Origin of the sequence: Mycobacterium shigaense, assembly GCF_002356315.1 — a bacterium.
Taxonomy (GTDB): Bacteria; Actinomycetota; Actinomycetes; order Mycobacteriales; family Mycobacteriaceae; genus Mycobacterium; species Mycobacterium shigaense.
Window position 1 is genome coordinate 3088879 of record NZ_AP018164.1, and the last position, 25478, is coordinate 3114356.

General features: G+C 70.1%; 11 protein-coding genes and 1 pseudogene. 2 read left to right on the top strand and 10 right to left on the bottom strand.

The window, feature by feature from the left end; genetic code table 11:
- Nucleotides 1–4: 4 nt before the first annotated feature.
- Nucleotides 5–12523 (bottom strand): type I polyketide synthase, encoded by a 12519-nt coding sequence (locus MSG_RS14535; protein WP_096440657.1) that lies wholly within the window; start codon nt 12521–12523, stop codon nt 5–7.
- A gap of 365 nt (nt 12524–12888) precedes the next feature.
- Nucleotides 12889–13239, bottom strand: a complete 351-nt coding sequence (locus MSG_RS25355) for a hypothetical protein (protein WP_181159245.1) — start codon at nt 13237–13239, stop codon at nt 12889–12891.
- Between the two features lie 154 nt (nt 13240–13393).
- On the opposite strand from MSG_RS25355, the gene MSG_RS14545 reads away from it, so the two are divergent.
- On the top strand, nt 13394–13729 hold the full coding sequence (locus MSG_RS14545; RefSeq protein WP_096440661.1) for an RNA polymerase-binding protein RbpA: 336 nt from the start codon (nt 13394–13396) through the stop codon (nt 13727–13729).
- A 12-nt stretch (nt 13730–13741) separates the two neighbouring features.
- Here the strand turns inward: MSG_RS14545 and lnt are convergent.
- From lnt to MSG_RS14565, 3 genes and pseudogenes are all read right to left on the bottom strand, one after another.
- Nucleotides 13742–16611 (bottom strand): annotated as a pseudogene (lnt, locus tag MSG_RS14555) (apolipoprotein N-acyltransferase).
- Nucleotides 16604–18136: an amidohydrolase gene (locus MSG_RS14560; protein WP_096444517.1), complete on the bottom strand. Its 1533-nt coding sequence runs from the start codon at nt 18134–18136 to the stop codon at nt 16604–16606. The pseudogene lnt and the gene MSG_RS14560 overlap by 8 nt, the downstream one beginning before the upstream one ends.
- 99 nt (nt 18137–18235) lie before the next feature.
- Nucleotides 18236–18766, bottom strand: a complete 531-nt coding sequence (locus tag MSG_RS14565; protein ID WP_096440667.1) for an FxsA family protein — start codon at nt 18764–18766, stop codon at nt 18236–18238.
- 73 nt (nt 18767–18839) lie between these two features.
- Between MSG_RS14565 and MSG_RS14570 the strand changes: the two genes are divergently transcribed.
- Entirely contained in the window at nt 18840–19538 is a 699-nt protein-coding gene (locus MSG_RS14570; RefSeq protein WP_096444519.1) for a dienelactone hydrolase family protein, read from the top strand.
- Here the strand turns inward: MSG_RS14570 and MSG_RS14575 are convergent.
- The 5 genes from MSG_RS14575 to MSG_RS14595 all read right to left on the bottom strand — a co-directional run bounded on the left by MSG_RS14575 (nt 19535) and on the right by MSG_RS14595 (nt 25329).
- Nucleotides 19535–20392 (bottom strand): type 1 glutamine amidotransferase domain-containing protein, encoded by an 858-nt coding sequence (locus tag MSG_RS14575; RefSeq protein WP_096440670.1) that lies wholly within the window; start codon nt 20390–20392, stop codon nt 19535–19537. The two genes, MSG_RS14570 and MSG_RS14575, sit on opposite strands and share 4 nt — an antisense overlap.
- A gap of 8 nt (nt 20393–20400) precedes the next feature.
- A complete protein-coding gene (locus tag MSG_RS14580; RefSeq protein ID WP_096440672.1) occupies nt 20401–20781 on the bottom strand; it encodes a PPOX class F420-dependent oxidoreductase in 381 nt (126 codons plus the stop codon).
- 110 nt (nt 20782–20891) lie between these two features.
- Entirely contained in the window at nt 20892–24479 is a 3588-nt protein-coding gene (gene cobN, locus MSG_RS14585) for a cobaltochelatase subunit CobN (RefSeq protein WP_096440674.1), read from the bottom strand.
- Between the two features lie 31 nt (nt 24480–24510).
- Nucleotides 24511–24798 (bottom strand): hypothetical protein, encoded by a 288-nt coding sequence (locus MSG_RS14590; RefSeq protein ID WP_142404536.1) that lies wholly within the window; start codon nt 24796–24798, stop codon nt 24511–24513.
- Between the two features lie 228 nt (nt 24799–25026).
- A complete protein-coding gene (locus MSG_RS14595; RefSeq protein WP_162899221.1) occupies nt 25027–25329 on the bottom strand; it encodes a DUF732 domain-containing protein in 303 nt (100 codons plus the stop codon).
- Nucleotides 25330–25478 lie beyond the last annotated feature (149 nt).

The window sequence follows — 25478 nt, forward strand, 5'->3', positions numbered from 1 at the left end:
ATACCTACTCGTCGTCGTCGCGGAGCGCCGCGTTGACGAGGGCGTCGAGGTCCATGTCCGCGATATCCTTTTCGGTGGTCAGCGCGGCGGCCGCCGGCTGCGCGGCACCCTCTGCCTCGTTGGCCAGCGCGAGTAGCAGCTCCAGCACACCGGCTTGGCGCAGCCGCTTGACCGGAATCGATCCCACCACCCGCTGAATCTCGGCCTCCCCCGGCGCGGCCGCCGGCGCCTGCTGGTCCGACGAGCCGACAAGCTCGGAGTACATGTAGCCGGCCAGCGCCGCGGAGTTCGGATAGTCGAAGATCAGCGTCGGCGAAAGGGGCAGCCCGGTCGCGGATTTCAGCCGGTTGCGCATCTCGACCGCAGTCAGCGAGTCGAAGCCCAACTCTTGGAAAGCTCGGTCCGGATCGATGGCCTCGGGGCTCGAGCTGCCCAGCACCGTAGCGATGTTGGAGCGCACCAGGTCCAGCAGCACTGCCTGCTGCTCATCTTCCGGAAGCCCTTCCAGGCGTTGCAGCAGAGCCGATTTCGACTTCGCGGCGGTCAGCGAGTCGTCGACCTGACGCCGGGTCGGGGCGTTGATCAAGTCGACGAACATCGGCGGCAGGGTCCCGTTGTCAAACTTGACCCGCAGCGCGGCAAGGTCGATGTGGGCGGGCAGCATGAAGGGCTCGTCGACGATCAGCGCGGTGTCCATCAGCTCCAGCGCCTCGGCGGAAGACATCGCGACGATGCCGTCGCGGCCGAAGCGGGCCCGGTCGGCGGCGCCGAGCGCACCGGTCATGGCGCTGGCCTGATCCCACAGCCCCCAGGCGAGCGAAACCGCCGGCAGCCCTTGCTGACGCCGATGCACGGCCAGCCCGTCGAGGAACGAGTTCGCGGCCGCGTAGTTGGCCTGGCCAGACGCTCCGGCCAGCCCAGCCATCGACGAGAACATCACGAAGGCCGAGACATCGAGTTCGCGGGTCAGCTCGTGCAGGTTCCACGCCGCATCGACCTTGGCGCGCAACACCGAATCGACGCGCTCCGGTGTCAGGGACGAGATCACCGCATCGTCGAGCACGCCGGCGGCGTGGATCACTCCGGACAGCGGTCGCTGCACCGGGATCTCGGCCAGCACCTTGGCCAGCGCCTCGCGGTCGGCCGCGTCGCAGGCAACCACCTGCACCTGCGCCCCGGCTGCCGACAGCTCGGTCATCAGCTCCGCGGCTCCCGGTGCGTCCAGGCCACGACGGCTGAGCAGCACCAGGTTGCGTGCGCCGTGGCGGGCCACAACGTGGCGCGCCACGGCCGAACCGGCCATCCCCGTCGCGCCGGTGATCAGCACCGTGCCCGCTCCTAGCCCGGCACCGGGCCCAGATGGCAGCGTCATCACGACCTTGCCGACGTGGCGGGCCTGGCTCAGGTAGCGCAACGCCGCCGGCGCGCGGCGCACGTCGAACCTGGTGACCGGCAACGGCTGTAGCACGTCCTCGCCGAACAGGGCCGCCAGTTCCTCGAGCATCTGCTGGATGCGCTCCGGTCCGGCCTCGAAGAGGTCGAAGGCGCGGTAGTGCACACCCGCGTATTCGCGGGCAACCACCTCGGCATCGCGGATATCGGTCTTACCCATCTCCAGGAACACCCCGCCCGGGGCCACCAGTCGCAGCGAAGCGTCGACGAAATCACCCGACAGTGAGTCGAGCACGAGATCGACACCGCGGCCGCCGGTGCTGGTCCGGAACTTCTCTTCGAAGTCCAACGTGCGCGAATCGGCGATGTGGTCGTCATCAAAGCCCATTGCCCGCAACGTGTCCCATTTTCCGCGGCTCGCCGTCGCGAAAACCTCCAGCCCGAAATGCCGGGCCAGCTGCACGGCCGCCATCCCGACGCCGCCGGCCGCGGCGTGCACGAGCACCCGCTGACCGGGCTCCACCGTCGCCAGGTCGGTCAGCGCGTAGCACGCGGTGGCGAAAACCACCGACGCCGTCGCGGCGGCCGTGTGTGACCAGCCGGCCGGCACCTTGACCAGCAGCCGCTGGTCGGTGGTGGCGACCGTCCCGGTCCCCTCGGGATACAGGCCCATTACCCGGTCACCGACCGCGAAACGCCCGGCGCCGGGCCCGGTTTCGAGCACCACGCCCGAGGCCTCGATGCCCATGATCGCGTCGGGATCCGGGTAGAGGCCCAACGCGATCATCACGTCGCGGAAGTTGGCGGCGATGGCGGACAAGGCAACCCGCACCTGATTCGGGCCGAGCGGCGCGTCGGCGTCGGGAATCCGCTCCAGGCGCAGGTTCTCGATGGTGCCGTAGCTGCTCATGCCCAGCCGCCACGGCTCATCATCGGGCGGCACCAACAAACCACCGACGGCGCGGCTACCGTGCACCCGCGCGGTGTGGACAGTTCCATTGCGCAACAACACCTGCGGCTCTGCGGGCGCCAAAGCCGCCGCGATCGCGTCGGCGTCGAGCGGCACGTCGGTGTCGACGAGCACGATGCGCCCGGGATGCTCGGTCTGCGCCGATCGCACCAGCCCCCACACCGCCGCGCCCGCCAGATCGCTGACGTCCTCCCCCGGCAGCGCCATCGCTCCCCGGGTCGACACCACCAACGTGCCCGCGCCGTCGCGGGCCAACCACGATTGCAGCACCGGCAGCACCGCGCGCGTGACCGCGTAAACCTCCGTCACGACGTCGCCGGCCATCGGCGCCGATTCGAACAGCACCACCTTGTTGTCTGATTCCGCGTCGGTATCTTCCACTTCGGTTGCACCCCAAGCGCTTACCGAGATCGGCTGTACCGCCGAGGTCGGCTGGGCGGACCAGACTAGCTCGAAGAGCCGATCCGGTCCCGAGCTCGACACCGCGGCGAGCAGCTGCTGATCGGTCACCGGCCGGGCCACCATCGAGGCCACCGACAGCACCGGCAGCCCCAGTCCGTCGGCCAACTCGATGGACACCGCGGGGCTTCCAGGGGGGCCGACCGGCACGATGCGGGCGCGCACCGCCGCCGCACCCGCGGCGTGCAGTGATACCTGTTGCCAGGAGAACGGGACCAACATCGAGCCCGTCGCGAGCTCGTCGCCGTCGGACGCCAGGATCACCGCGTGCAATGCCGCGTCGAGCATCGCCGGGTGCACCCCGAAGCCGGCTACCGAAACTCCGGCGTCGGCGGGCAGCGTCACCTCGGCGAACACTTCGTCGCCGCGCCGCCACATCGATGTCAGGCCGCGGAACGCAGGTCCATACCCGTACCCGCGCTCGGCCAATCGCTCATATCCCGAGCCGATATCGACCGGGACGGCCCCGACCGGCGGCCACGCCGACAGGTCACTGCTCGGCTGTATCGACCCGGTGCTCAGCACGCCCTCGGCGTGCAACAGCCAGCCGGATCCCGAGTCGGACCGCGAGAAGACCGACACCGAGCGGGTGCCCGCGTCGTCTACACCGCCGACCACGACCTGAACCGCGACCGATACGCCGACCGGAAACACCAGCGGTGCAGCAAGATTCAGCTCGTCGACGACTCCGCAGCCGACCTCGTCGCCGGCGCGGATCGCCAATTCGACGAACCCGGCGCCGGGGAACAGCACGACGCCGCCGACGGTGTGATCGGCCAGCCAGCCCTGCGTGGCCGGCGACAGCCGCCCGGTCAGCACCACCCCGCCGGAGGCGGGCAATTCCACCACCGCTCCCAGCAGGGCGTGCTCGCCGGCGGCCAGGCCCAGGCCGGCGGCATCGGCGGGCGCGCCGTCACCGGCAAGCCAGAAGCGCCGCCGCTCAAAGGCATACGTCGGCAATTCGACGAAATTGGCCACTCCGAGCGCCCCGCGCCAGTCCACGTCCATGCCGGCGACGAATCCCCGTGCGACGGCGTCGGTCAGGGCCGCGGGCTCCGGGCGGTCCTTGCGCAGCGCGGACATCGTGGCCATGGGGGCTGTCGTCGCTTCGGAGGCAAGTACCTCTTCGATGGACGCCGTCAGGCCGCTGGCGGGCCCGACTTCGAGGAACCGGGTACCGCCGGCCGAGTGCGCCAAGCGCACGCTGTCGGCGAATCGGACCGCCTCCCGAACATGGCGTTTCCAATACCCCGCGGTGCCGAAGTCGTCGGCGGCCAGCTGACCGGTCACGTTCGACACGATCGGGATGACAGCCTCACCGACGGTGAGTCCGTTTGCCACCGTGCCGAATTCGTCGATCATCGCGTCCATCAGCGGGGAGTGGAACGCGTGCGAGACCGCGAGCCTGTGCACGCGGCGACTGTCGGCACAGAATCGATCCGCGATCGCGGTCACCGCGTCTTCGGTTCCCGAAATGACCACCGAGGCCGGGCCGTTGACCGCGGCGATGCCCACCTCGGGGGCCAGCAGCGGCCGCACCTCGTCCTCGGTAGCCTGCAGGGCGACCATCGCCCCGCCGGCCGGCAGCGCTTGCATGAAGCGGCCCCGGGCCGCGACCAAGACCGCGGCGTCCTTGAGCGACAGCACACCGGCGACGTGCGCGGCCGACAGCTCCCCGATCGAGTGGCCCAGCACGAAATCCGCTCGGACACCCCACGATTCCAGCAACCGGAACAGCGCCACCTCCACCGCGAACAGGGCAGGCTGCGCGAATTCAGTGGTGTTCAGCAGGTTTTCGTCCTGCCCCCAGATGACGTCGCGCAGGGGCCGCAACAGGTGCTGGTCCAGCTCGGTCAGGACGGTGTCGAAGGCTTCGGCGAACACCGGGTATGCGGCGTGCAATTCGCTTCCCATGCCGAGTGTTTGGGAGCCTTGGCCCGGGAAGACGAAGACGGTCTTGCCGCCGGGGGTTGCCGCGCCGCGGATGATCGACCCGGCCGGGTCGTCTCCGGCCAGCTCGTCCAGCCCGGTCAGCAGGCTATTGCGGTCGCCGCCGACGACGACGGCGCGATACTCGAAGCTCGACCGGGCCGCCAGCGACCAGCCGACATCGGCGAGGGCCAGGTCGTCGTGGGCTCGCAAGTAGACGGCCAGGCGCGCGGCCTGCGCCCGCAACGCTGCCGCCGACTTCGCCGACACCGGCCACGGCACCACCGGCACCACCGGGCCGCCGGTGCTGCGCTCCGGTCCCGCCGGGGGCGCCTCGACGATGACGTGCGCGTTGGTGCCGCTGATCCCGAAGGAGGACACGCCCGCCCGCCGCGGAGCATGCGCGGGCCAGGGCCGCGCCTCGGTCAGCAGCGACACCGAGCCCATCGACCAATCCACGTGCGGGCTGGGCTCATCGACATGCAACGTCGCCGGCAGCATCTCGTGGCGCATCGACAGGACCATCTTGATCACGCCGGCGACACCAGCGGCCGCCTGAGTGTGGCCCATGTTCGATTTGATCGACCCCAGCCACAGCGGCTGCTTCCCGGGCTCGCGGCGCCCCTGCCCGTAGGTCGCCAGCAACGCTTGCGCCTCAATGGGATCGCCCAGGGTGGTCCCGGTCCCGTGGCCTTCGACCACGTCGACGTCGGCTGCGGACAGCCCGGCATTGGCCAGCGCCGCACGCACCACCCGCTGTTGAGACGGGCCGTTGGGCGCGGTCAGCCCGTTGGAGGCGCCGTCCTGGTTGATCGCCGATCCCCGCACGACGGCCAGCACCGGATGGCCGAGCCGCTGAGCGTCCGACAGCCGCTCCACCACGAGCATGCCGCCGCCCTCCGAGAAGCCGGTGCCGTCGGCCGCGCCGGCGTACGCCTTGCACCGCCCGTCAACCGACAGTCCGCGCATGCGGCTGAACTCCACGAAGATGTCCGGTGTGGCGTTGACCGTGACGCCCCCGGCCAAGGCCAGGTCACATTCACCCGAACGCAGCGATTGCGCGGCCATGTGCAGCGCCACCAGCGACGACGAGCACGCGGTGTCCACCGAGACCGCGGGGCCCTCCAGCCCCAGCACATAGGAGATCCGTCCCGACGCCACGCTCGAGGACTGGCCGGTCAGCCGGAAGCCCTCCGCGGCCGCCGGGGCACCGATGCCGTAGCCCTGCGTGCACACCCCGGCGAACACACCGGTGGCGCTGCCGCGCAGGCCGCCGGGCTCAATCCCCGCGCGCTCCAAGGCTTCCCACGACAATTCCAGGAACATGCGCTGCTGCGGGTCCATGGCCAGCGCCTCGCTCGGTGCGATACCGAAGAAGGCGGAGTCGAAGTCGGCGACGCCGTCGACGAAGCCGCCGGTGCGGGTGTAGCACGCGCCCGGAACGTCGGGGTCCGGGTTGTACAGCCCGGTGAGGTTCCAGCCGCGATCGGTCGGGAAGTCGGTGAGTACGTCGCGGCCCGCGGTCAGCATGTCCCACAGGTCCTCCGGCGAATTCACCCCGCCCGGGTAGCGGCACGACATGCCGACGATCACGATGGGGTCGTCGCCGGTGGCACGAACGGCGTTGGCGGCCTTGACTTCCTGCGGGACCCCGGCCAATTCGGTGCGCAGGTAGCTTGCCAGCCCGTTGGGCGTCGGGTAGTCGAAGATCAGCGTGGGCGAAAGAGCAAGCCCCGTCGCGGTTTTGAGCCGGTTGCGCATCTCGACCGCGGTCAGCGAGTCAAAGCCCAGCTCCTGGAACGCCTTGCCCGGGTCGATCGCCTCGGCGCTGGTGTTGCCCAGCACGGTGGCGATGTGCGAGCGCACCAGGTCCAGCAGCACGGCGTGCTGCTCGGCCTCGGACAGGCCGTGCAGCCGATGTGCCAGTGCCGATTTCGATTTCGCGGCCGCCAGCGAGTCGTCGACCCGGCGGCGGGTCGGTGCGTTGACCAAGTCGGCGAACATCGGCGGTATCCCGACCGCGTGGGCGCGCAGCGCGCCCAGGTCGATGCGCGCGGGCGCCAGGAAGGGTGCGTCGACAATCAGTGCGGTGTCGAACAATTCCATTGCCTCGGCCGAGGACAGCGCCAGAATGCCGTCGCGTCCCAGCCGCGCGCGGCCGGCGTCGTCGAGGCCCCCGGTCATGGCACTGGCCTGCTCCCAGAGCCCCCACGCCAACGAGACCGCGGGCAGCCGGTGCGCCCGCCGGTGCGCCGCCAAGGCGTCGAGGAAGGAGTTCGCGGCGCCATAGTTGCCCTGGCCCGACGAGCCCACCAGACCGGCCAGCGACGAAAACATCACGAAGGCGGACAGATCCAGGTCGCGGGTCAGTTCGTGCAAATTCCACGCGGCGTCGACCTTGACACGCAACACCGCGTCGACGCGCTCGGGTGTCAGCGAGGTGACCATCGCGTCGTCGAGCACGCCGGCGGCGTGCACGACGCCGGAGAGCTGCCGCGGCGCCGACGCGATCACCTGGGCCAGCGCTTCGCGGTCGGCGACATCGCACGCCACGACGCGGGCCCGGGCGCCGGCGGCCCCCAGCTCGGCGACGAGTTCGCCGGCGCCGGGCGCGTCCGGCCCGCTCCGGCTGAGCAGCAACAGATCCCGCACGCCGTGCCGGGCGACCAGGTGGCGTGCCAGGGTCGAGCCCGCCATGCCGGTGCCGCCGGTGATCAGCACGGTGCCGGATGCCAGCCCGGACGGCAGGGTCATTACGACCTTGCCGGTGTGGCGGGCCTGGCTGAGGTAGCGCAGCGCCGCGCGTCCGCGTCGCACGTCAAATGTGGTGACCGGCAGCGGCTTCAGCACGCCGGCGTCGAAGAGGCCGGCGAGCTCGGTCATCCACTGATGCATCCGGGGGCGGCCGGGCTCGAAGAGGTCGAAGGCGCGGTAGCGCACGGCAGGATACTCCCGGGCCACGGCATCCGGGTCGCGGATGTCGGTCTTGCCCATCTCCAGGAATATTCCGTCGTCGGCGACCAGCCGCAGCGAGGCGTCGACGAATTCGCCGGCCAGCGAGTCCAGCACCACGTCCATGCCGGCCCCGCCGGTGGCCGTCCGAAACTTGTCTTCGAAGTCCAGGCTGCGCGAATCGGCGATGTGGTCGTCGTCGAAGCCCATGGCCCGTAACGTGTCCCACTTGCCGCGGCTGGCGGTCGCGAACATCTCGAGGCCCAGGTGCCGGCCCAGCTGCACGGCAGCCATGCCAACGCCGCCGGCCGCGGCGTGCACGAGCACCCGCTGCCCCGGCCGGACGTCGGCCAGGTGGATGAAAGCCATGTACGCGGTGGTGAATACCGCGGAGATGCCAGCGGCTTCGGCGTAGGACCAGTCGGCGGGTTTGCGCTGCAGCAGGCGCACGTCGCCGGGCACCAGGGTGCCGCTGCCGTCGGGGAAGAAGCCGTAAACGGAATCGCCGACTGCGAATTCGGTCACGCCCGGCCCAACCTCGACCACCACGCCCGCGCCCTCGCCGCCCAGCAGGGCCTCGTGGGTGAACATGCCCAGGGCGATCATGACGTCGCGGAAGTTCGTCGCGATGGCGCGCAGGGCCACCCGAACCTGGCCGGGCTGCAACGGGGCGCCCGCGTCGGGAACCGGTTCCAGTTGCAGGTTTTCGAAGGTGCCGGCGTTGCCGATGCCCAGCCGCCAGGGCCCGTCAGCCGGCGGCGTCATGATGCCGTCGACCGCGCGGCTACCCAGCACCCGCGCGGTGTAGAGGTTGCCGCCCCGCAGCAACACCTGCGGTTCGCCGGCCGCCAGGACCGCCGCCATCGCGCTATCGTCAACGGCGGCATCGGAATCCACCAGCACGAGGCGGCCGGGATGCTCGGTCTGCGCCGAACGGACCAGACCCCACACCGCCGCGCCGGCCAGGTCGGTGACGTCCTCCCCCGGCAATCCCATCGCGCCGCGGGTCGCCACGACCAGCACGCCGGTGTCATGCTCGGTGAGCCACGCCTGCACGGCGGCCAGCGCCCGGTGGGTGCGCTCGTAGGACCCGGCCACCGGTTCTCGGCCGGCCGCAACGGATTCGAACAGTTCGTGCGCGGCCGTCGGGCCGGCGGTCGCGGTGCTCGCCGGCGCCGGCGCCCATACCAGCTCGAACAACCGGTCGGGCCCCGATGCCGACACGGCGGCCCGCAGCTGTTGCTCGCTGACCGGGCGAGCGACCATCGCCCGCACCGACAGGACGGGTAGCCCCAGCCCGTCGGCGAGTTCGATAGAGAAGCTCGACGGGCCGGCCGGCGCGATGCGCGCGCGCACCGCCGATGCGCCCGCGGCATGCAAGGACACGCCCTGCCACGAGAAGGGCAGCACCACTTCGTCGCTGTGGCTGGGGGCGTGGTGTCCGACCACCAGCGCGTGCATGGCCGCGTCGAGCAAGGCCGGGTGGACGCCGAAACCGTTGACGCCTCCGGCCGCGTCGGGCAGCCGGACCTCGGCGAACACCTCCTCGCCGCGCAGCCAAACCGCGGTCAGGCCCTGAAACGCGGGACCGTAGCCGTACCCGCGCGCCGCCAGCTGGTCGTAGCCATCCGCGACGTCGGCCGCGACAGCTCCCGCCGGCGGCCACGCCGACAGCTCCGCGCCCGGCTCGACCGCGCCAGTGCCCAATACGCCTTCGGCGTGGCACACCCAGCCGGAGTCGGCATCGGCGCGCGAGTAGACCGACACGCTGCGCTGACCGGATTCTTCTGCCGCACCGACCACCACCTGCACGGCGACCGATCCCGCGCCGGAACCCTTGGCCGGCAACATCAATGGCGCTCGCAGCGTCAGTTCTTCGACCGTCGGGCAGCCGACTTCGTCGCCGGCGCGTATCGCCAGTTCGACAAACCCGGCACCGGGGAACACGACCACGCCGGACACGGCGTGGTCGTGTAGCCAGCCTTGCAGTCCGGGTGCCAGCCGGCCCGTCAGCACCATGCCGCCCGATGCCGGCAGCTCCACGACCGCGTTCAGCAGCGGGTGCTCGCTGGTGCCCAGTCCCAGCCCGGTGGCGTCAGCCGCGACGCCTTCCCCGGACAGCCAAAACCGGCGGCGGTCAAAGGCATACGTCGGCAGCTCGACAAACCGGCCGCCGCTCGCCGCGCCACGCCACTTGACGTTCACGCCCGCGACGAACGCGGCGGCGGCCGATGTCAGGAAACGGTCGAGCCCGCCGTCGTCGCGGCCCAGCGTGGGAACGACAATGGCCTCGGTTTCGCCACCGCAATCGCCGGCGGTGTCTTCGATCCCGGCGATCAACGCGGGATGCGGGCTGGATTCGATGAAGGTCCGGTATCCGTGCTCGCACGCGCTGCGTACCGCCTGATCGAATTGCACGGTCTGGCGGATGTTGCGATACCAGTATTCGGCGTCTAATCCTGCTGTGTCCAAACGGTTTCCGGTCACCGTGGAGAAGAACGCGGTGCGCGAAGATTGCGGCTCGATGCCACCGATGGCCGCGGTGAGTTCATCGCGAATCGCCTCGACCTCAACCGAATGCGATGCGTAGTCGACGTCGATGCGACGGGTACGCAGCTCCAGGTCGGCGCAGAAGCCGACGAGTTCGTCGAGCGCGGCGACGTCACCGGACACGACCACGGCCGAGCGGCCGTTGACGGCGGCGATGCTGACGCGATTACCGTACGGCGCCAACAACTCCCGGGCCCGCTCGGTACTGCATGCGATGGACAGCATCCCCCCCGGGCCGGTCAGCGACCGCAGTAGCTTGCTGCGCAACGTCACCACGCGCGCGGCATCCCGCAGCGACAGCGCACCGGCGACGTAGGCGGCGGCGATCTCGCCCTGCGAGTGGCCGATCACCGCGTCTGGGCGCACCCCGAGCGACTTCCACAGTTCGGCGAGCGAAACCATCACCGCGAAGAGCACCGGCTGCACGAAGTCCACGCGGTCCAGACCCGGGGCGTCGGGCGTGCCGCGCAACACATCGAGCAGCGACCAGTCGACGAATTCCGCGAACGCCTGCGCGCACGCCTCGATCTGGTCTGCGAATACCGGTGCGGTGTCGAGCAATTCGATGCCCATACCCAGCCATTGCGAACCCTGGCCGGGGAATACGAAGACGGTCTTGCCGGCCGGCGTCGCGGTGCCCCGGATCACCGAGCCGCTCAGCGCGTCGCCGGCCAAGTCGTCCAGGCCGGCCAGCAGTGCGTCACGATCGCGCCCGACGATGACGGCCCGGTGTTCGAAGTTCGCCCGGCCCGCCAGCGTCCACGCAACGTCGGAGGCCGCCATCTCACCGTGGGCACGCACATGCGCGGCCAGGCGCGCGGCCTGAGACGCCAAGGCGGAGTCCGACTTTGCCGACACCACCCACGGCAGCACCGGCGGCGTCGGGCCGGCCTCCGGGAGCTCGGCCGCAGGGGCGGACTCGACGATCACGTGCGCGTTGGTACCGCTGATCCCGAAGGACGACACCCCCGCGCGGCGCGCCCGCTCGGCCGGCCAGGGCCGCGGCTCGGTCAGCAGCGACACCGACCCCGCCGCCCAGTCCACGTGCGGGCTGGGCGCATCGACATGCAGTGTGGCGGGCAACGTTTCGTGGCGCATCGCCTGCACCATCTTGATGACGCCGGCGACACCGGCCGCGGCCTGGGTGTGTCCCATGTTCGACTTGATCGACCCCAGCCACAGCGGCTCGGGCCGGTCCTGCCCGTACGTCGCCAGCAGCGCCTGGGCCTCGATCGGGTCGCCCAGCGTCGTCCCGGTGCCGTGGCCCTCGACGACATCCACCTCGGCGGCGCTCAGTCCGGCATTGGCCAGCGCCGCACGCACGACCCGCTGCTGAGACGGGCCGTTGGGCGCGGTCAACCCGTTGGAGGCCCCGTCCTGGTTGACCGCGGTGCCACGCACCAGAGCCAGCACCGGGTGGCCGAGGCGTCGCGCATCCGACAACCGCTCCACGACCAGCATGGCCCCGCCCTCGGACCAGCCGACCCCGTCGGCCGCACCGGCGTAGGCCTTGCACCGACCGTCGGGCGCGAGGCCGCGATGCCGGCTGAACTCGATGAAAACCGTCGGTGTGGCGTTGACGGTCGCGCCGCCGGCCAGGGCCAGGTCGCACTCGCCCGACCGCAGCGACTGCACCGCCATGTGCAAGGCCACCAGCGACGACGAGCACGCCGTGTCGACCGACACCGCGGGGCCCTCCAGCCCGAGCACGTAGGAGACGCGGCCCGAGGCGACGCTGGAGGTCATGCCGGTCAGCCGGTAGCCCTCGATCTCCTCGGCGAGCATGCCGTAGCCCTGCACGATGAGCCCGGCGAAGACGCCGGTGGCGCTGCCCCGCAATCCGCTGGGATCGATCCCGCCACGCTCCAGTGCCTCCCACGCCAACTCCAGCAGCATCCGGTGCTGCGGGTCCATCGCCAGCGCCTCACTGGGCGCGATGCCGAAGAACGCGGGGTCGAAGTCGGCGACACCGTCGACGAAGCCGCCGGTGCGGGCGTAGGTCTTGTGGCGGGCGTCGGGGTCGGGGTCGTACAGCGACGCCACGTCCCACCCGCGATCGGCGGGAAAGTCCGTCATCACGTCGCGACCGTCGGCCACCATCTGCCACAGGCCCTCGGGAGTGTCGACGCCTCCGGGGAACCGGCACGACATGCCGACGATGGCGATCGGCTCGCTGGAGCGCTCCACCAGCGCACGGTTGGCGCGCTTCAGGCGTTCAACCTGGACCAGGGCTTTACGCAGCGCTTCGGTCGCGTGCTGGAGTTGATCCACCGTGTGTGCCCCTCGCCTAATATTGGCCGTCGTCAGCCATCGGATGCCGAGTCACGGGAGTTGCCGCGCGATACGACGCCGGCACCTTTTCCACCTGCGCCGCGCAGCTCTGAAACCCAAGAATGTCGCTGGTGAGTATGGCCAACTCCGGCGGGATTTCAAAACGGCTGCGACGTGTACAACGCCGTGTCCCAGGCGGTGCGACGCTGCGCCGCGACCAGCTCGGCGCCGCCGCGGCCGGTCCAACCCGGCCGAATTGTTGGCACGCCATCCATGGCGCGACTGTACCCGGCTGCGCCTCGACGGTGGTCGAGCGCACGACAGCGGGATGCCGGGCGCGGTGCCGCAACCCCGAGCGACGGGGTTCAGACACCCACTCGGCGCCAACCGTCGGCGGCGCGCGCGGCGCTGATCAGCACGTCGCACAGCTCGCGCAGTTCGGCCAGCCCGGCTCCTTCGTCGAGCGCCGTGGCGACGTCCTCCGCCGCGCATCGGACCTGGTAGACGCGGTCCGACAGATCTGTGGCGTCGTCGGCCGACAGCACCACCGCGTCGGCCGGCACGGCCGCCGACTCTCCGCGGCTGATCGATGCCCGCTGCTCGTAGGCCCGCTGGCGGCAGGACTGGCGGCAGTATTGGCGACGCCGGCCCATCCCGACGTCGGTCACGTCCCGTCCACACCAACGGCACGGTTGCGGGCGGGCACGGCGGGTCACGCCTGCCGACTTTAGTCCGCGGGGCTCCGCGATCCCGGTATCATTGACCATCGAGTCGTTGCCGCCGCGTGTCTGCCCAGGAACTACGCAGGCCGCCGTAACGTTTGCCAAGCGAAGAGAATCGCACCACGTCAAACCCGAAGGAGTAGCAGCCATGGCTGATCGCGTACTGAGGGGCAGTCGCCTCGGAGCCGTGAGCTACGAGACCGACCGCAACCACGACCTGGCACCACGTCAGCTGGCGAAGTACCGCACCGAGAACGGTGAGGAATTCGAGGTCCCCTTCGCCGACGATGCCGAAATCCCCGGCACCTGGCTGTGCCGCAACGGCCTGGAAGGCACCCTGATCGAGGGCGACCTGCCCGAGCCGAAGAAAGTCAAGCCGCCGCGCACCCACTGGGACATGCTGCTGGAGCGACGCAGCGTCGAAGAACTCGAAGAGCTGCTCAAGGAGCGCCTCGAGCTGATCAGAACCAAGCGGCGCGGCTGATCCCGCAAAGGGTCAGGAGCGGTTGTCCGCCGACGCGGTTCGCGCGTTGGCCATCCGCCCCTCAATGCCCCATTTGGCGACCTTGACCAGCGCCTCGCGAATGTTGGACCCGCTCATCTTGGACACGCCGAGCTCACGCTCGGTGAACGTGATCGGCACCTCGGCGACGACGAATCCGTTGCCGAGGGTGCGGCGGGTCAGGTCGATCTGGAAGCAGTAGCCCTTGGAATCGACGCCGTCGAGGTCGATCGCCTCGAGCACCTCGCGGCGATACGCACGGTAGCCGGCGGTGATGTCGTGGATGTCGATGCCCAGCGCCAGCCGCGCGTAGGTATTGGCCGTCCAGGACAGAGCCCACCGCCGCCACGGCCAGTTCTTGACGTTTCCGCCGTCGACATAGCGTGACCCGATCGCCAGGTCGGCTCCGGCGTCGATGGCTCCCAGCAGCCGGTTCAGCTGCTCAGGAGCGTGGCTGCCGTCAGCGTCCATCTCGACGAGCACGTCATACTGCCGGCTCAGACCCCAGGCGAAGCCCGCCAGATAGGCGGCGCCGAGGCCGTCCTTGGCGGTGCGATGCAGGACGTGCGTGCGTCCGGCGTCCGCGGCCGCCAGCTCGTCGGCCAGTTCACCGGTGCCATCGGGGCTGCTGTCGTCGACGATGAGCAGGTGCACCCCGGGGCACGCGTCCTTGAGCCGCCGGTGGATCAGCGGTAGGTTCTCCCGCTCGTTGAACGTCGGGATGATCACCAGGACCCGCTGACTGGGCTGGTCGCCCGGTACGCGCGTCGCCTGCTGGCCGGTGGTCATGTAGCTCCTCTGTGTCGCCCGAGATTACGCGGGGGTCGGCCGCTTTTGTGATGAAGCGGAGTGTAGTCACTGCCCTGCTCGGGCGGCACATCGTCGTCGCCCCGGTCAGGCGCGGGCCCGGTGTCGGAGGCCGTTGGCTCCTCCGGCTCATCCGAGGGTTGATCCGGGGGCGCCGGCCTCCGGCGCATCGGACGCAGGAACCACCCATTGTGCCGTATCCCGGCCAAAATGACCGCTCCAGCCGTCGCAACCAACACCCACTGCAGGATCGGCCCCCAGCGGGTCGCGGGCGTCAGCGCCGTCTTCAGGCGCACCTGGATGTCCAGGTAGGCGGGCGTGAAGAAGGAGGTGCGGACCAGTTCGGCCCCGTCGGGCGCGATGATGGCGCTGACTCCGGTAGTGCCGGCCACCAGGGCGTAGCGGTCGTGCTCGACGGCGCGAAGCTTGGCGAACGCCAACTCTTGTTCGCTCATCCTCTGGTTGAAGGTGGCATTGTTCGTCGGCACCGCCAGCAGCTGGGCGCCGTTGCGGACCGCTTTGCGTGGGGCGCGGTCGAAGATGACCTCCCAGCAGGTGGTGACGCCGACGGGCACGCCCGCGATGTGCACCACGCCGGTGCCAGGGCGCGGCACGAAATGCCCGGCCCGATCGGCGTAGCCGGAGAGATGTTTAAGCAGCCCCGCCATCGGCAGGTACTCGCCGAACGGTTGCACGATCTCCTTGTCGTGGCGGTCGGCCGGTCCCGTCACCGGATTCCAGACGATGACGGTGTTGGTGGTGTACTGCGCGGGATCGTTCGCGCGTCCGGGCAGGTCCAGGACTGTGCCGAACATGATCGGCGCGCCGATCGCGTGCGCCGCCTCCGCGATCTGCTGAGCGGCGTCGGGATTGAGCAAGGGATCGATGTCGGAGGAGTTCTCCGGCCACACGACGAATTGCGGTTGCGGCGCGGCTCCCGCGCGCACGTCCTCGGCCAGGCGCAGCGTCTCCCGGACGTGGTTGTCGAGCACCTGCCGCCGCTGCTCGTTGAAGTTGAGGCCCAGGCGCGGCACGTTGCCCTGCACCGCGGCGACCGTGACCGGGGTTTCGCCGCCGGATCCCGCGCCGGCGTGCCGCACGTGCGGCCAGACGACAGCCGCGGCGAACAGCACCAGACAGATGCAGATGCCGGGCAATACCACCGCGGGCGGCGCGGTGTCGGCGGCCGTGGCCCCGCCGGGCTCGGCGGCGCGACCATGGCCGCCGCGCCACCATTGGGCGATCTCCCGCCCGATCGCCGTCGCGCTGAAGCCCACCAACATAACGGCCATCGACAGCAGCGCCACGCCGCCTAGCTGGACCAGCGGCAACAACGGCCCCTCGGTCTGACCGAAAGCCACGGCGCCCCAGGGGAAACCGCCGAACGGAACGACCGATTTCAGCCACTCCTGGGCCGTCCACACCAGCGCGAACCAGATGGGCCAGCCGGGCAGGCCCCGCACCACGACGGCGAACAACCCGAACAGGGCGGGAAACACCGCGCACAACGCCGCGAGCACCAGCCACGGCACGGCGCCGACCAGCAGGCTGATCCAGGGCAGCAGCGGCGCGTAGAACGCGAACCCGAACAGGAAGCCGTAGCCCAGGCCGCCCACCGGTGTGGTGGCGGGATGGGTCAGCACCCATCCCAAGAGTGCGGCGGCGGCGACGGCGGCCCACCACCAGTTGACCGACGGGAAGCTGGCGCACAGCAGCAGTCCCCCGGCGATGCTGACCGCCAGGCGCGCCAGCCGGGGCCGCAACCCGGCCCACACCGCCGGCAGCCGCGCGATCACCACCGCGCCCAGGCTTGCCGGTGCCCGACGCGTCGCGGCACTCAGCCGCTGGATGAAGCCCGGATTGGCGCTCGGGGTTTCGTCGTCGTACTCGGGCGAGGCCGCGGGACCCTCGTCGGGCTCGTCAGGTGCGTCGGGCTCCTCGGGCAACGCGCCGGACGCGTCGTCCCCGGGATCGGGGTCGTCCAAGCCGCCCTCGCCCGTCGGGGGCTCCTCGTCCTCGGCGCGGCGCAGGTGGCGGGCGGACCACTGCCTAGCCATGCAGGACAGCGCCCCGATGCACGGTTTGGCGGCAGCGCGGCAAGGTGTCGGTGGGCTCCAGCCGTGGCAGCGCGGGCACCCGGGACCGCGGATCGGTCGACCAGCGCTGGACCCCGTCCTGCGGCGCGGGCAATTCCAGCGAGCCGGCGTCCCACACGGCGTAGGAGGCGGGCGCGCCCGGGACCAGGGTGCCGATGGCGGCGTCGCCCACGCCGCAGGCCCGCCAGCCGCCGCGGGTGGCGGCGCCGAACGCGGCCCGGGCCGACACCGCGCTGCCGGCGGTGTGGTGGCGGACCGCGGCACGCACGCTGCCCCACGGGTCGAAAGCCGTCACCGGGGCGTCGGAACCGAGCGCGAGGGGCACGCCTTGGGATGCTAACAGCGCGAGCGGGTTGAGCCGCCTGGCTCGTTCGGCGCCCAGCCGGCGGGCATACATTCCGTCGTCACCGCCCCACAGCAGGTCGAAGTTGGGCTGCACGCTGGCGATCACGCCCCACGCGCCCAGCTTGGCGGCCTGCTCGGCGGTCACCATCTCCAGGTGCTCCAGCCGGTGGCCGCACCGGGCCACGGCGGCCACGCCGAGGTCGTCGACGACCCGTTCGAAGGCCCCGACGGCGGCCGAGACCGCCGCATCCCCGATCACGTGAAAGCCGGCCGTCACTGCCGCCTCGGTACAGGCCCGCACGTGGGCCTCGATCACGTCGGGTTCCAGGTAGCAGGTGCCGACGCGGTCTGGAGCGTCAAGGTAGGGCTCGTGCAGCCAGGCCGTGCGCGAGCCGAGGGCGCCGTCGACGAACAGATCACCCGCCAGCCCGCGCGCGCCGGTCTGCTCCATCAGCGTCCGGGCTTGCGCTGCCGTGGTCACCGCCTCACCCCAATAACCGATGATCTCGATGCCGTGGTCCAAGGCGTGCAGCTGCAGCCAGTCGTCGAGCCCGCCGATCTCGGGACCGGCGCATTCGTGCACCGCGACGATGCCAGACGCCGCCGCGGCCCGCAACGCCGCGAGCCGAGCCCCGGCCAGCTGCGCGGGGGTCAGCAGGCCGCGGGCGACGGCGCGGACCAGGTGATGCGCGTCGCCGGCCAAGGGCCGTTCGGCGGCGAAACCGTCGGCCGCCGCAAGGTCGGGAACCAGTTGGCGCAGCCCCGTGGACGCCAGTGCGGAATGCACGTCGACGCGCGCCAGGTAGGCGGGCCGGCCGTCGAGGACCACGTCGAGCTCCGCGGTGGTCGGCGGGCGGTTCTCGGGCCAGGTCGACTCGTCCCAACCGTGGCCCCATACCGGCTCACCGTGGTGGGCGGCCGCATGCTCGGCGACCAGCCGCAGGCAGTGGCCCAGCGACACGGCACCCCGCAGGTCCAGCCCACTGAGTGTCAGGCCAGTCGCGCTCACGTGGATATGACTGTCGACGAATCCCGGCGCGACGAAACCGCCGTCCAGATCCGTCACGGCGGCGTCCGGGAACTGGCTGCGGCCCACCTCGTCGCTGCCCAGCCAGGCAACGACGCCGTCGCGCACCGCCATGGCGGTGGCATCGGGATGGCTAGGGCTGTGCACCCGGCCGTTCACCAGCAGCGTCGTCGGGGTCACAAGCCAAAGCTACGCGCGGGCGCGAATGGGCAATCAGTTCGAGTCGGAGGCGTACCGGGGACCGCCCCAATGGTCGTCCTTGGGCAGCGACGGCTGGTCGAACTCGGTGACATCGATGACCTCGCCGTCGATGTAGTCGGGGCCGTCGGTCGAATAACCGCGCCGAGACTGGGTGAACACCGTCGAGTAGGTCACCAGCGGCACCCGCCGTTGCAGACCGCGCAGCGCCACCGCGCTCACGCCGGGGCCGGCCGAGGCGCGCACCGGCGGCAACAGCAGCAGCGTCCCCAGGAGCGTGGTGACCACCCCGGGAACCAGGACCAGCCCCGTAGCCACGGCGACCAGCGGGCCGTCGCCCAGGCTGCGTGCCTCCGTCGACCCCGACCGCATCAGGCGCAGTTGGTGCAGCAGCTGCGAGCCGGCCAGCGGGGCCAGCAGGCCCCAGCCGAGAACGAACGTGGCGAGCAGGATCAGCAGGGCCCAGCCCCACCCGAGAGCCCACACCAGGGCGAAGATCGCCGCCAGTTCGACGACGGCGTAGACGAGTAAAAGCCGGCTGACCATGTCAGGCCAACGTCTGCGGGTCGCGCCGAAGTTCCCCTGGGCTTCGGTCCGGCGGCTGCAGTTAGATGACGATATGACCACGATTGAGATCGATACCCCCGACGGACCGATCGATGCGCTGCTGAGCACGCCGCCCGGGACGGGCCCCTGGCCGGGCGTGGTGGTGATCCACGATGCCTTCGGGTACGGCCGGGACAAGCAGCAGACCAACGAACGCATCGCCCAGGCCGGCTTCGTGGCGATCACCCCGAACATGTACGCGCGCGGCGGCCGCGTCCGCTGCATCACCCGGGTCATGCGCGAATTGCAGACGCAGCGCGGCCGCGCACTGGACGACATCCTCGCCGCCCGCAACTACCTACAGTCCAGGCCGGACTGTACCGGGCAGGTGGGGATAGCCGGCTTCTGCATGGGTGGCCAGTTTGCACTTCTGATGTCACCCAAGGGTTTTAGCGCCTCCGCTCCGTTTTATGGCGCTCCGCTGCCGCAACACTTGGACAATGCACTGGAGGGGGCGTGCCCGATCGTTGCCAGCTTCGGCGACCGCGACCCGCTCGGCAAGGGCGCGCCTGAGAAGTTGCAGAAAGTGACTGCGGCCAAACACATTACGACCGACATCAAGACCTATCCGGGCGTCGGGCACAGCTTTGCGAACACCCTGCCCGCCCAGCCGCTGCTGCGGATCGCGGGGTTCGGTTACGACCAAGCCGCCACCGAGGACGCGTGGACCCGAGTGTTCGCGTTCTTCGGCGAGCATCTGCGGGCCGGCTAACCCGTCAACTTGTCCGACAGCACTTTCGCGAAGGTGTGGGTATCGCCGGGCCAGCGCGCCGAGATGTAGTCGCCGTCGTCGACGACGAACGCCGGCCGCGCGTCGGTGGCCGTGTCGCGCGCCAGGCCGGAGGACTTGAGCCGCCGGTGCGGCGTGCCGCGTTCGACGTCCCGGAAATCCGCCGGATCTTCGAGCGCCCGGGTGACTTCGGCCTGCACGGACATGTAGCCGCCCGGCTGGCCGGGCTGCTCGGTGTAGGTCCGGTAGTAGTCGGGATCCCAGAATCGGGTGATCCGGGTCAGCCGCCAGGCCAAACTTTCCATCGCCCACGTCAGGGCGGTGGTCTTGCGTCCGTAGAGCACCGATCGACCGGTCGCGGGATCGACACTGCGGGCGGCCAGCAGCACGCCATGGCAGATCGCGGCCACAAACACGTTGCGGGCGAACGCATCCGCGACCAGCCGCTGCAGGATGTCACTGTCGATGTAGCTGCGCATGCCGCGGGCGCGGTGGCCGCCGGGCAGCAGGATGGCGTCGACGCCGTCGAGGGTGGCCCGATCCCAGCTCACCGGGTGCTGGTACTCCCCTGACGCCACCATCTCGGCGTAGGCGGCGCGGCCATCCTTGTTGGCGCGCAGCATCAGCCCGACGAGCGGGATCACGCGCAACACCGGCAGCGCCGACCAGATGTCCAGGCCCCGGCCGGTCACCATGATGTCGTCGGCCGCCGCGAGCGTGCCGCTTTCGGTCGCGAAGAGCACTCGGTGGCCGTCCTGCGTCAGGACGCGCCAGCTGACCGCGACCTCGGTCGGATCGAAGTCGCGGTCCGGGATCGGGATCAGCACCGTGCCCATCGGGGGCGCTACGCCACGCGGAGCTCGAGGCCGACGTTGCTCTCCAGGCCGCCGCGCAGCTTGCTGAAGAAGTTGAACACGGCGCCCAGGAGGCCGTAGCGCTTGCCGACCGCGTCGTAGACGGCGCCCGTTTCGGACTTGTCGAGCACGGTCGCGGTGCCCTCGACGGCCTCGCTCGTCGGGCGGCCGCGCATGGTGCAGGTGGCCAGCGTCACGCGGGGGGTGTTGCGAATCCGCTTGACCTTCCACGAAGTTCCCTGCGTGATGACCAGCAGCCGGTCCCCATCGGCAGCGGCCCAGATGGGCGTCGGCTTGGGCCGGCCGTCCTTGGTGAACGTGGTCAGCAGCAGGTATTGCGACTTGGCGAGATCGGCAAAGGTGGGCGTCACCGTCTCAACGTACTCGCGGGCGCACTGACACGGCGAGCGGGCTCGAGCGTGACAATGCAGTCACGCTGAGGCTCGAAAGTGACTGCAGCGTCACGTTCGCGCCGGCTGGCCTAACCCTCGAGGTCGCCCTCGGTATCCAACAGCGTCTGGCGCAATGCGTCGAGGGTCTCGGGTTGCGGCTCGGCCCACATGCCCCGCCCCGCCGCCTCCAGCAGCCGTTCGGCCATGCCGTGCAACGCCCACGGGTTGGACTCCGTCATGAATTTCCGGTTTTCCGGATCCAGCACGTAACTCTCGGTGAGTTGTTCGTACATCCAGTCCGCCATGACCCCGGCGGTGGCGTCATAGCCGAACAGGTAGTCGACGGTGGCGGCCATCTCGAAGGCGCCCTTGTAACCGTGCCGGCGCATCGCCGCCATCCAGCGGGGATTGACGACGCGGGCGCGAAACACCCGGGCGGTCTCCTCCGACAGCGTGCGCGTGCGGATCGCGTCGGGCCGGGTGTTGTCCCCGATGTACGCGGCCGGCGCCTGACCGGTCAGCGCACGCACCGTGGCTACCATCCCGCCGTGGTACTGGAAATAGTCGTCGGAGTCGGCGATGTCATGCTCGCGGGTGTCGGTGTTCTTGGCGGCCACCGCGATCCGCCGGTACTGGCGGTTCATGTCGTCGACGGCTTCGCGTCCGTCCAGGTCGCGACCGTAGGCGAACCCGCCCCAGGCGGTGTACACCTGCGCCAGGTCAGCGTCGTCGCGCCAGTTGCGGCTGTCGATCAATTGCAGCAGCCCCGCGCCGTATGTGCCCGGTTTCGATCCGAAAATCCTTGTGGTGGAGCGCCGTTGGTCGCCGTGCTGGGCCAGGTCGGCCTGAGCGTGCGCGCGCACGTAGTTGACCTCGGCCGGCTCGTCGAGGTCGGCGACCAACCGCACGGCGTCGTCGAGCATCGTCACGACGTGCGGGAAGGCGTCCCGGAAGAACCCGGAGATCCGCACTGTGACGTCGATGCGCGGCCGGCCCAGCTCGGTCGGCGGGATCGGCGTCAGCCCCACGACGCGACGCGACGCGTCGTCCCATACCGGCCGGACGCCGAGCAGCGCAAGGACTTCGGCGATGTCGTCGCCGGCGGTGCGCATGGCTGAGGTGCCCCACACCGAGAGACCGACCGATTGCGGCCACTGTCCGTGGTCGGCGCGATAGCGGGTCAGCAGCGAATCGGCAAGCGCCACACCGGCTTCCCATGCCAGCCGCGAGGGTATCGCCTTGGGGTCGACGGAGTAGAAGTTGCGCCCGGTCGGCAGCACGTTGACCAGGCCGCGCAGCGGCGACCCCGACGGGCCGGATGGGATGAACCGGCCGTCCAAAGCCCGCAGCACCTGGTCGATTTCGGCGGAGGTGCCGGCAAGCCGGGGCACCACCTCGGTCGCGGCGAACCGCAGGACCGCGCCGACCTCAGGGTTGTCGGTGAGCCCGTCCACGGCGTCGGGATCCCAGCCGGTGGACTGCAGGGCGGCCACCAGCGCGCGCGCGGCAGCCTCGGTCTGGTCGACCGCGGACCGCTCGTCGGTGCCGTCCTCGGCCAGGCCCAGCGCCTGGCGCAGCCCGGGGATGGCCTGTTCGCCGCCGAACAGCTGACGGGCCCGCAGTATCGCCAGCACGAGGTCGAGTTCAGCTTCGCCCGTGGGCTTTTGGCCCAGGATGTGCAGGCCGTCGCGGATCTGCACATCCTTGATCTCGCACAGCCACCCGTCGACGTGCAGCAGCATGTCATCGAACGAGTCGTCCTCCGGGCGTTCGGTCAGGCCGAGATCGTGGTCCATCTTGGCGGCCCGGATCAGCGTCCAGATCTGCTGACGGATGGCGGGCAACTTGCCCGGGTCCAAGGCGGCGACGTTGGCGTGCTCGTCGAGCAACTGCTCCAGCCGCGCGATGTCGCCGTAGCTTTCCGCGCGGGCCATCGGCGGAATGAGATGGTCGACGAGGACCGCGTGAGCCCGCCGCTTGGCCTGCGTGCCCTCGCCGGGATCATTGACTAGGAACGGGTAGATCAGGGGCAGGTTGCCCAGCGCGGCATCGGATCCGCAGGCCGCCGACATCCCCAGCGTCTTGCCGGGCAGCCATTCGAGGTTGCCGTGCTTGCCGAGATGCACCACGACGTCCGAGCCGAATCCGGCGTCCAGCCAGTGGTAGGCGGCCAGGTAGTGGTGGCTGGGCGGCAGGTCCGGGTCGTGGTAGATGGCGACCGGGTTTTCCCCGAAGCCCCGCGGCGGCTGCACCATCAGCACCAGGTTGCCGGCCTGCATGGCAGCGATCACGATTTCGCCGTCCGGGTCATGGCTGCGATCGACGAACAGCTCGCCGGGCGGCGGGCCCCAGTGCCGCCTCACCGCCTCGGTCAATTCGGCGGGCAACGTCTCGAACCAGCTCCGATAGTCCTTGGCGGACAATCGGATTGGGTTTCCGGTCAGCTGCCCCTCGGTCAGCCAGTCCGGGTCTTGGCCGCCGCGTTCGATCAGGGCGTGGATCAGCGCGTCGCCGTCGCCCGCCTCGACCCCGGGCAGATCGCCCACCCGATAGCCGCGCTCACGCATCGCGCGCAGCAGCGCCACGGCACTGGCCGGCGTGTCCAGCCCGACCGCGTTGCCGATGCGGGCGTGCTTGGTGGGATATGCGGAGAACACCAGGGCCACGCGCTTGTCGGCGGGCTCAACGCCGCGCAGCCGCGCGTGCCGGACGGCCAGCCCCGCGACCCGGGCGCAGCGCTCCGGGTCAGCGACATAGGAGATCAGCCCGTCGTCGTCGATTTCCTTGAACGAGAACGGAACCGTGATGATGCGCCCATCGAACTCGGGCACCGCCACCTGAGTGGCCACGTCGAGCGGGGACAGACCGTCGTCGTTGTCGGCCCATTGGCTGCGTGAGCTGGTCAGGCACAATCCCTGTAGGATCGGAATATCAAGGGCGGCAAGGTGTTCGACATTCCAGCTGTCATCGGAACCACCGGCCGCCGCCTCGGCGGGTTTCAATCCCCCGGCGGCCAGCACGGTGACCACCATGGCGTCCGCAGCGCCGAGCCGGTGCAGCAGTTCGGGTTCGGCCGTGCGCAGCGACGCGCAGTAGACCGGTAGCGGGGTGGCGCCGGCGTCCTCGATCGCGCGGCACAGCGCCTCGACGTAGGCGGTGTTACCGGCCAGGTGTTGCGCGCGGTAATACAGCACCGCGATCGTCGGACCGTCCGCGACCGCGGCACCCGAGCGCTCCAGCTCCCCCCAGGTGGGGGTCATCACCGGCTCGGTGAAGCCGAATCCGGTCATCAGCACGGTGTCCGACAGGAACGCGTGCAGCTGCCGCAGGTTGTCCACCCCGCCGTAGGCCAGGTAGATGTGCGTCTGCACGGCAATGCCCGCGGCGAGCGTGGACAAGCCGGTGAGCTCCGCGTCGGCGGCCTGCTCGCCGCTGACCAGCACGGTAGGGACCCCGCTGGCGACCACCGCGTCGATGCCGCTCTGCCAGGCGCGGTAGCCGCCGAGGATCCGCACCACCACGATCGACGCGCCGTCCAGCAACTCGGGCAGTTCTGAGTCGGTCAACGGGTCCGACAGTCGCGCCGGGTTGGCCCATCGATAATTCTTGCCGCTGGAACGGGCGCTGATCAGGTCGGTGTCGGACGTCGACAACAGCAGGACAGTCGGCTCAGCCACCCATCATTCGTACCCCACGCCCGCCGGGAGCTCAGCCGCCCCCACCACCACCGTCCGTGCCGTAGTTGAAGTCATCCGGCGGCTGCTGCCGAAACTCGGCCGGCGCAGGCGGGGCCGGCGACGGTGCCGGCTGCGGCACACTGGTCGTCGGCGCGACGGGGGGCTGCGCCGGGGACAACCGGTAGGAAGCCAGCACAGTCGGCGTGGCGCCGGCATGCACCACGAGACACATGCCGGCCGTGGGGGTCGCGGTCAACGCTGCAACCAGCGCGAGCTTGGTGATGCTTGTGCGGATACGGAACGACGCTGCTCCGGTCATGGACAACTCCTCGAATGGGTTGCAAGCCAGCCCCATCGTGGCACCCAGTCGCGGCAAAGATCATTGCGATACATATCCGTAACAGCAAGTTTTCCGCAGGTAATAAAGGTACAGTCCGCCGGGAATGCGCCCAAGCCGCGATGCTATCCGATAAGTGTTACCGGCCGCGGGTTTCGGATGTCCGGCCTCGCGGCCTATCCCGCGCGGCCGACCGTCGGCCTCGAAGCATCAGTGCGGCGCCAACTTGGGGGCGAACTGCGGGCAGTAGTAGGTGACCGAATCGGTGAGAAACAGGGCGGCATGCTGTCGATCGAGACCGGCGCGCTGATTGAGGTACGTGTAGGCTTGCTCTTGGTAGTCGAGTAGGTCGCAGACTTCCTTGGCGTCTTCGATCAGGGCGCTATCCGGTCGACCGACACCGATCCCTTGCGACCGGGCCAGGGCGAGGAAGTCTGCCGTCGGATCTGCCTGTGCTGCCGGAGTCGCGCCACCCGACGAAACCGCCATAGCCGCCAGGATTCCGATGGCCATGGGCATCTTTATGGCCACCGCAGTGAGGTTCATTCGATTGTTTCCTTTCGGGTCACGCATAAGGATCTGCCGTCACCGCCAAACTCGCAACAAGTCCGTTGCCGCTGGGGTGCGCGCCATAATCTCCGATTCCGCTAAATGCGCCGCAA

Coding starts and splice junctions, on each gene's coding strand:
- MSG_RS14565 (WP_096440667.1), bottom strand. CDS start 18,766: ATGGTCAGCCGGCTTTTACTCGTCTACGCCGTCGTCGAACTGGCGGCG.
- MSG_RS14590 (WP_142404536.1), bottom strand. CDS start 24,798: ATGACCGGAGCAGCGTCGTTCCGTATCCGCACAAGCATCACCAAGCTC.
- MSG_RS14570 (WP_096444519.1), top strand. CDS start 18,840: ATGACCACGATTGAGATCGATACCCCCGACGGACCGATCGATGCGCTG.
- MSG_RS14545 (WP_096440661.1), top strand. CDS start 13,394: ATGGCTGATCGCGTACTGAGGGGCAGTCGCCTCGGAGCCGTGAGCTAC.
- MSG_RS14595 (WP_162899221.1), bottom strand. CDS start 25,329: ATGGCCATCGGAATCCTGGCGGCTATGGCGGTTTCGTCGGGTGGCGCG.
- MSG_RS14575 (WP_096440670.1), bottom strand. CDS start 20,392: ATGGGCACGGTGCTGATCCCGATCCCGGACCGCGACTTCGATCCGACC.
- MSG_RS14560 (WP_096444517.1), bottom strand. CDS start 18,136: ATGGCGGTGCGCGACGGCGTCGTTGCCTGGCTGGGCAGCGACGAGGTG.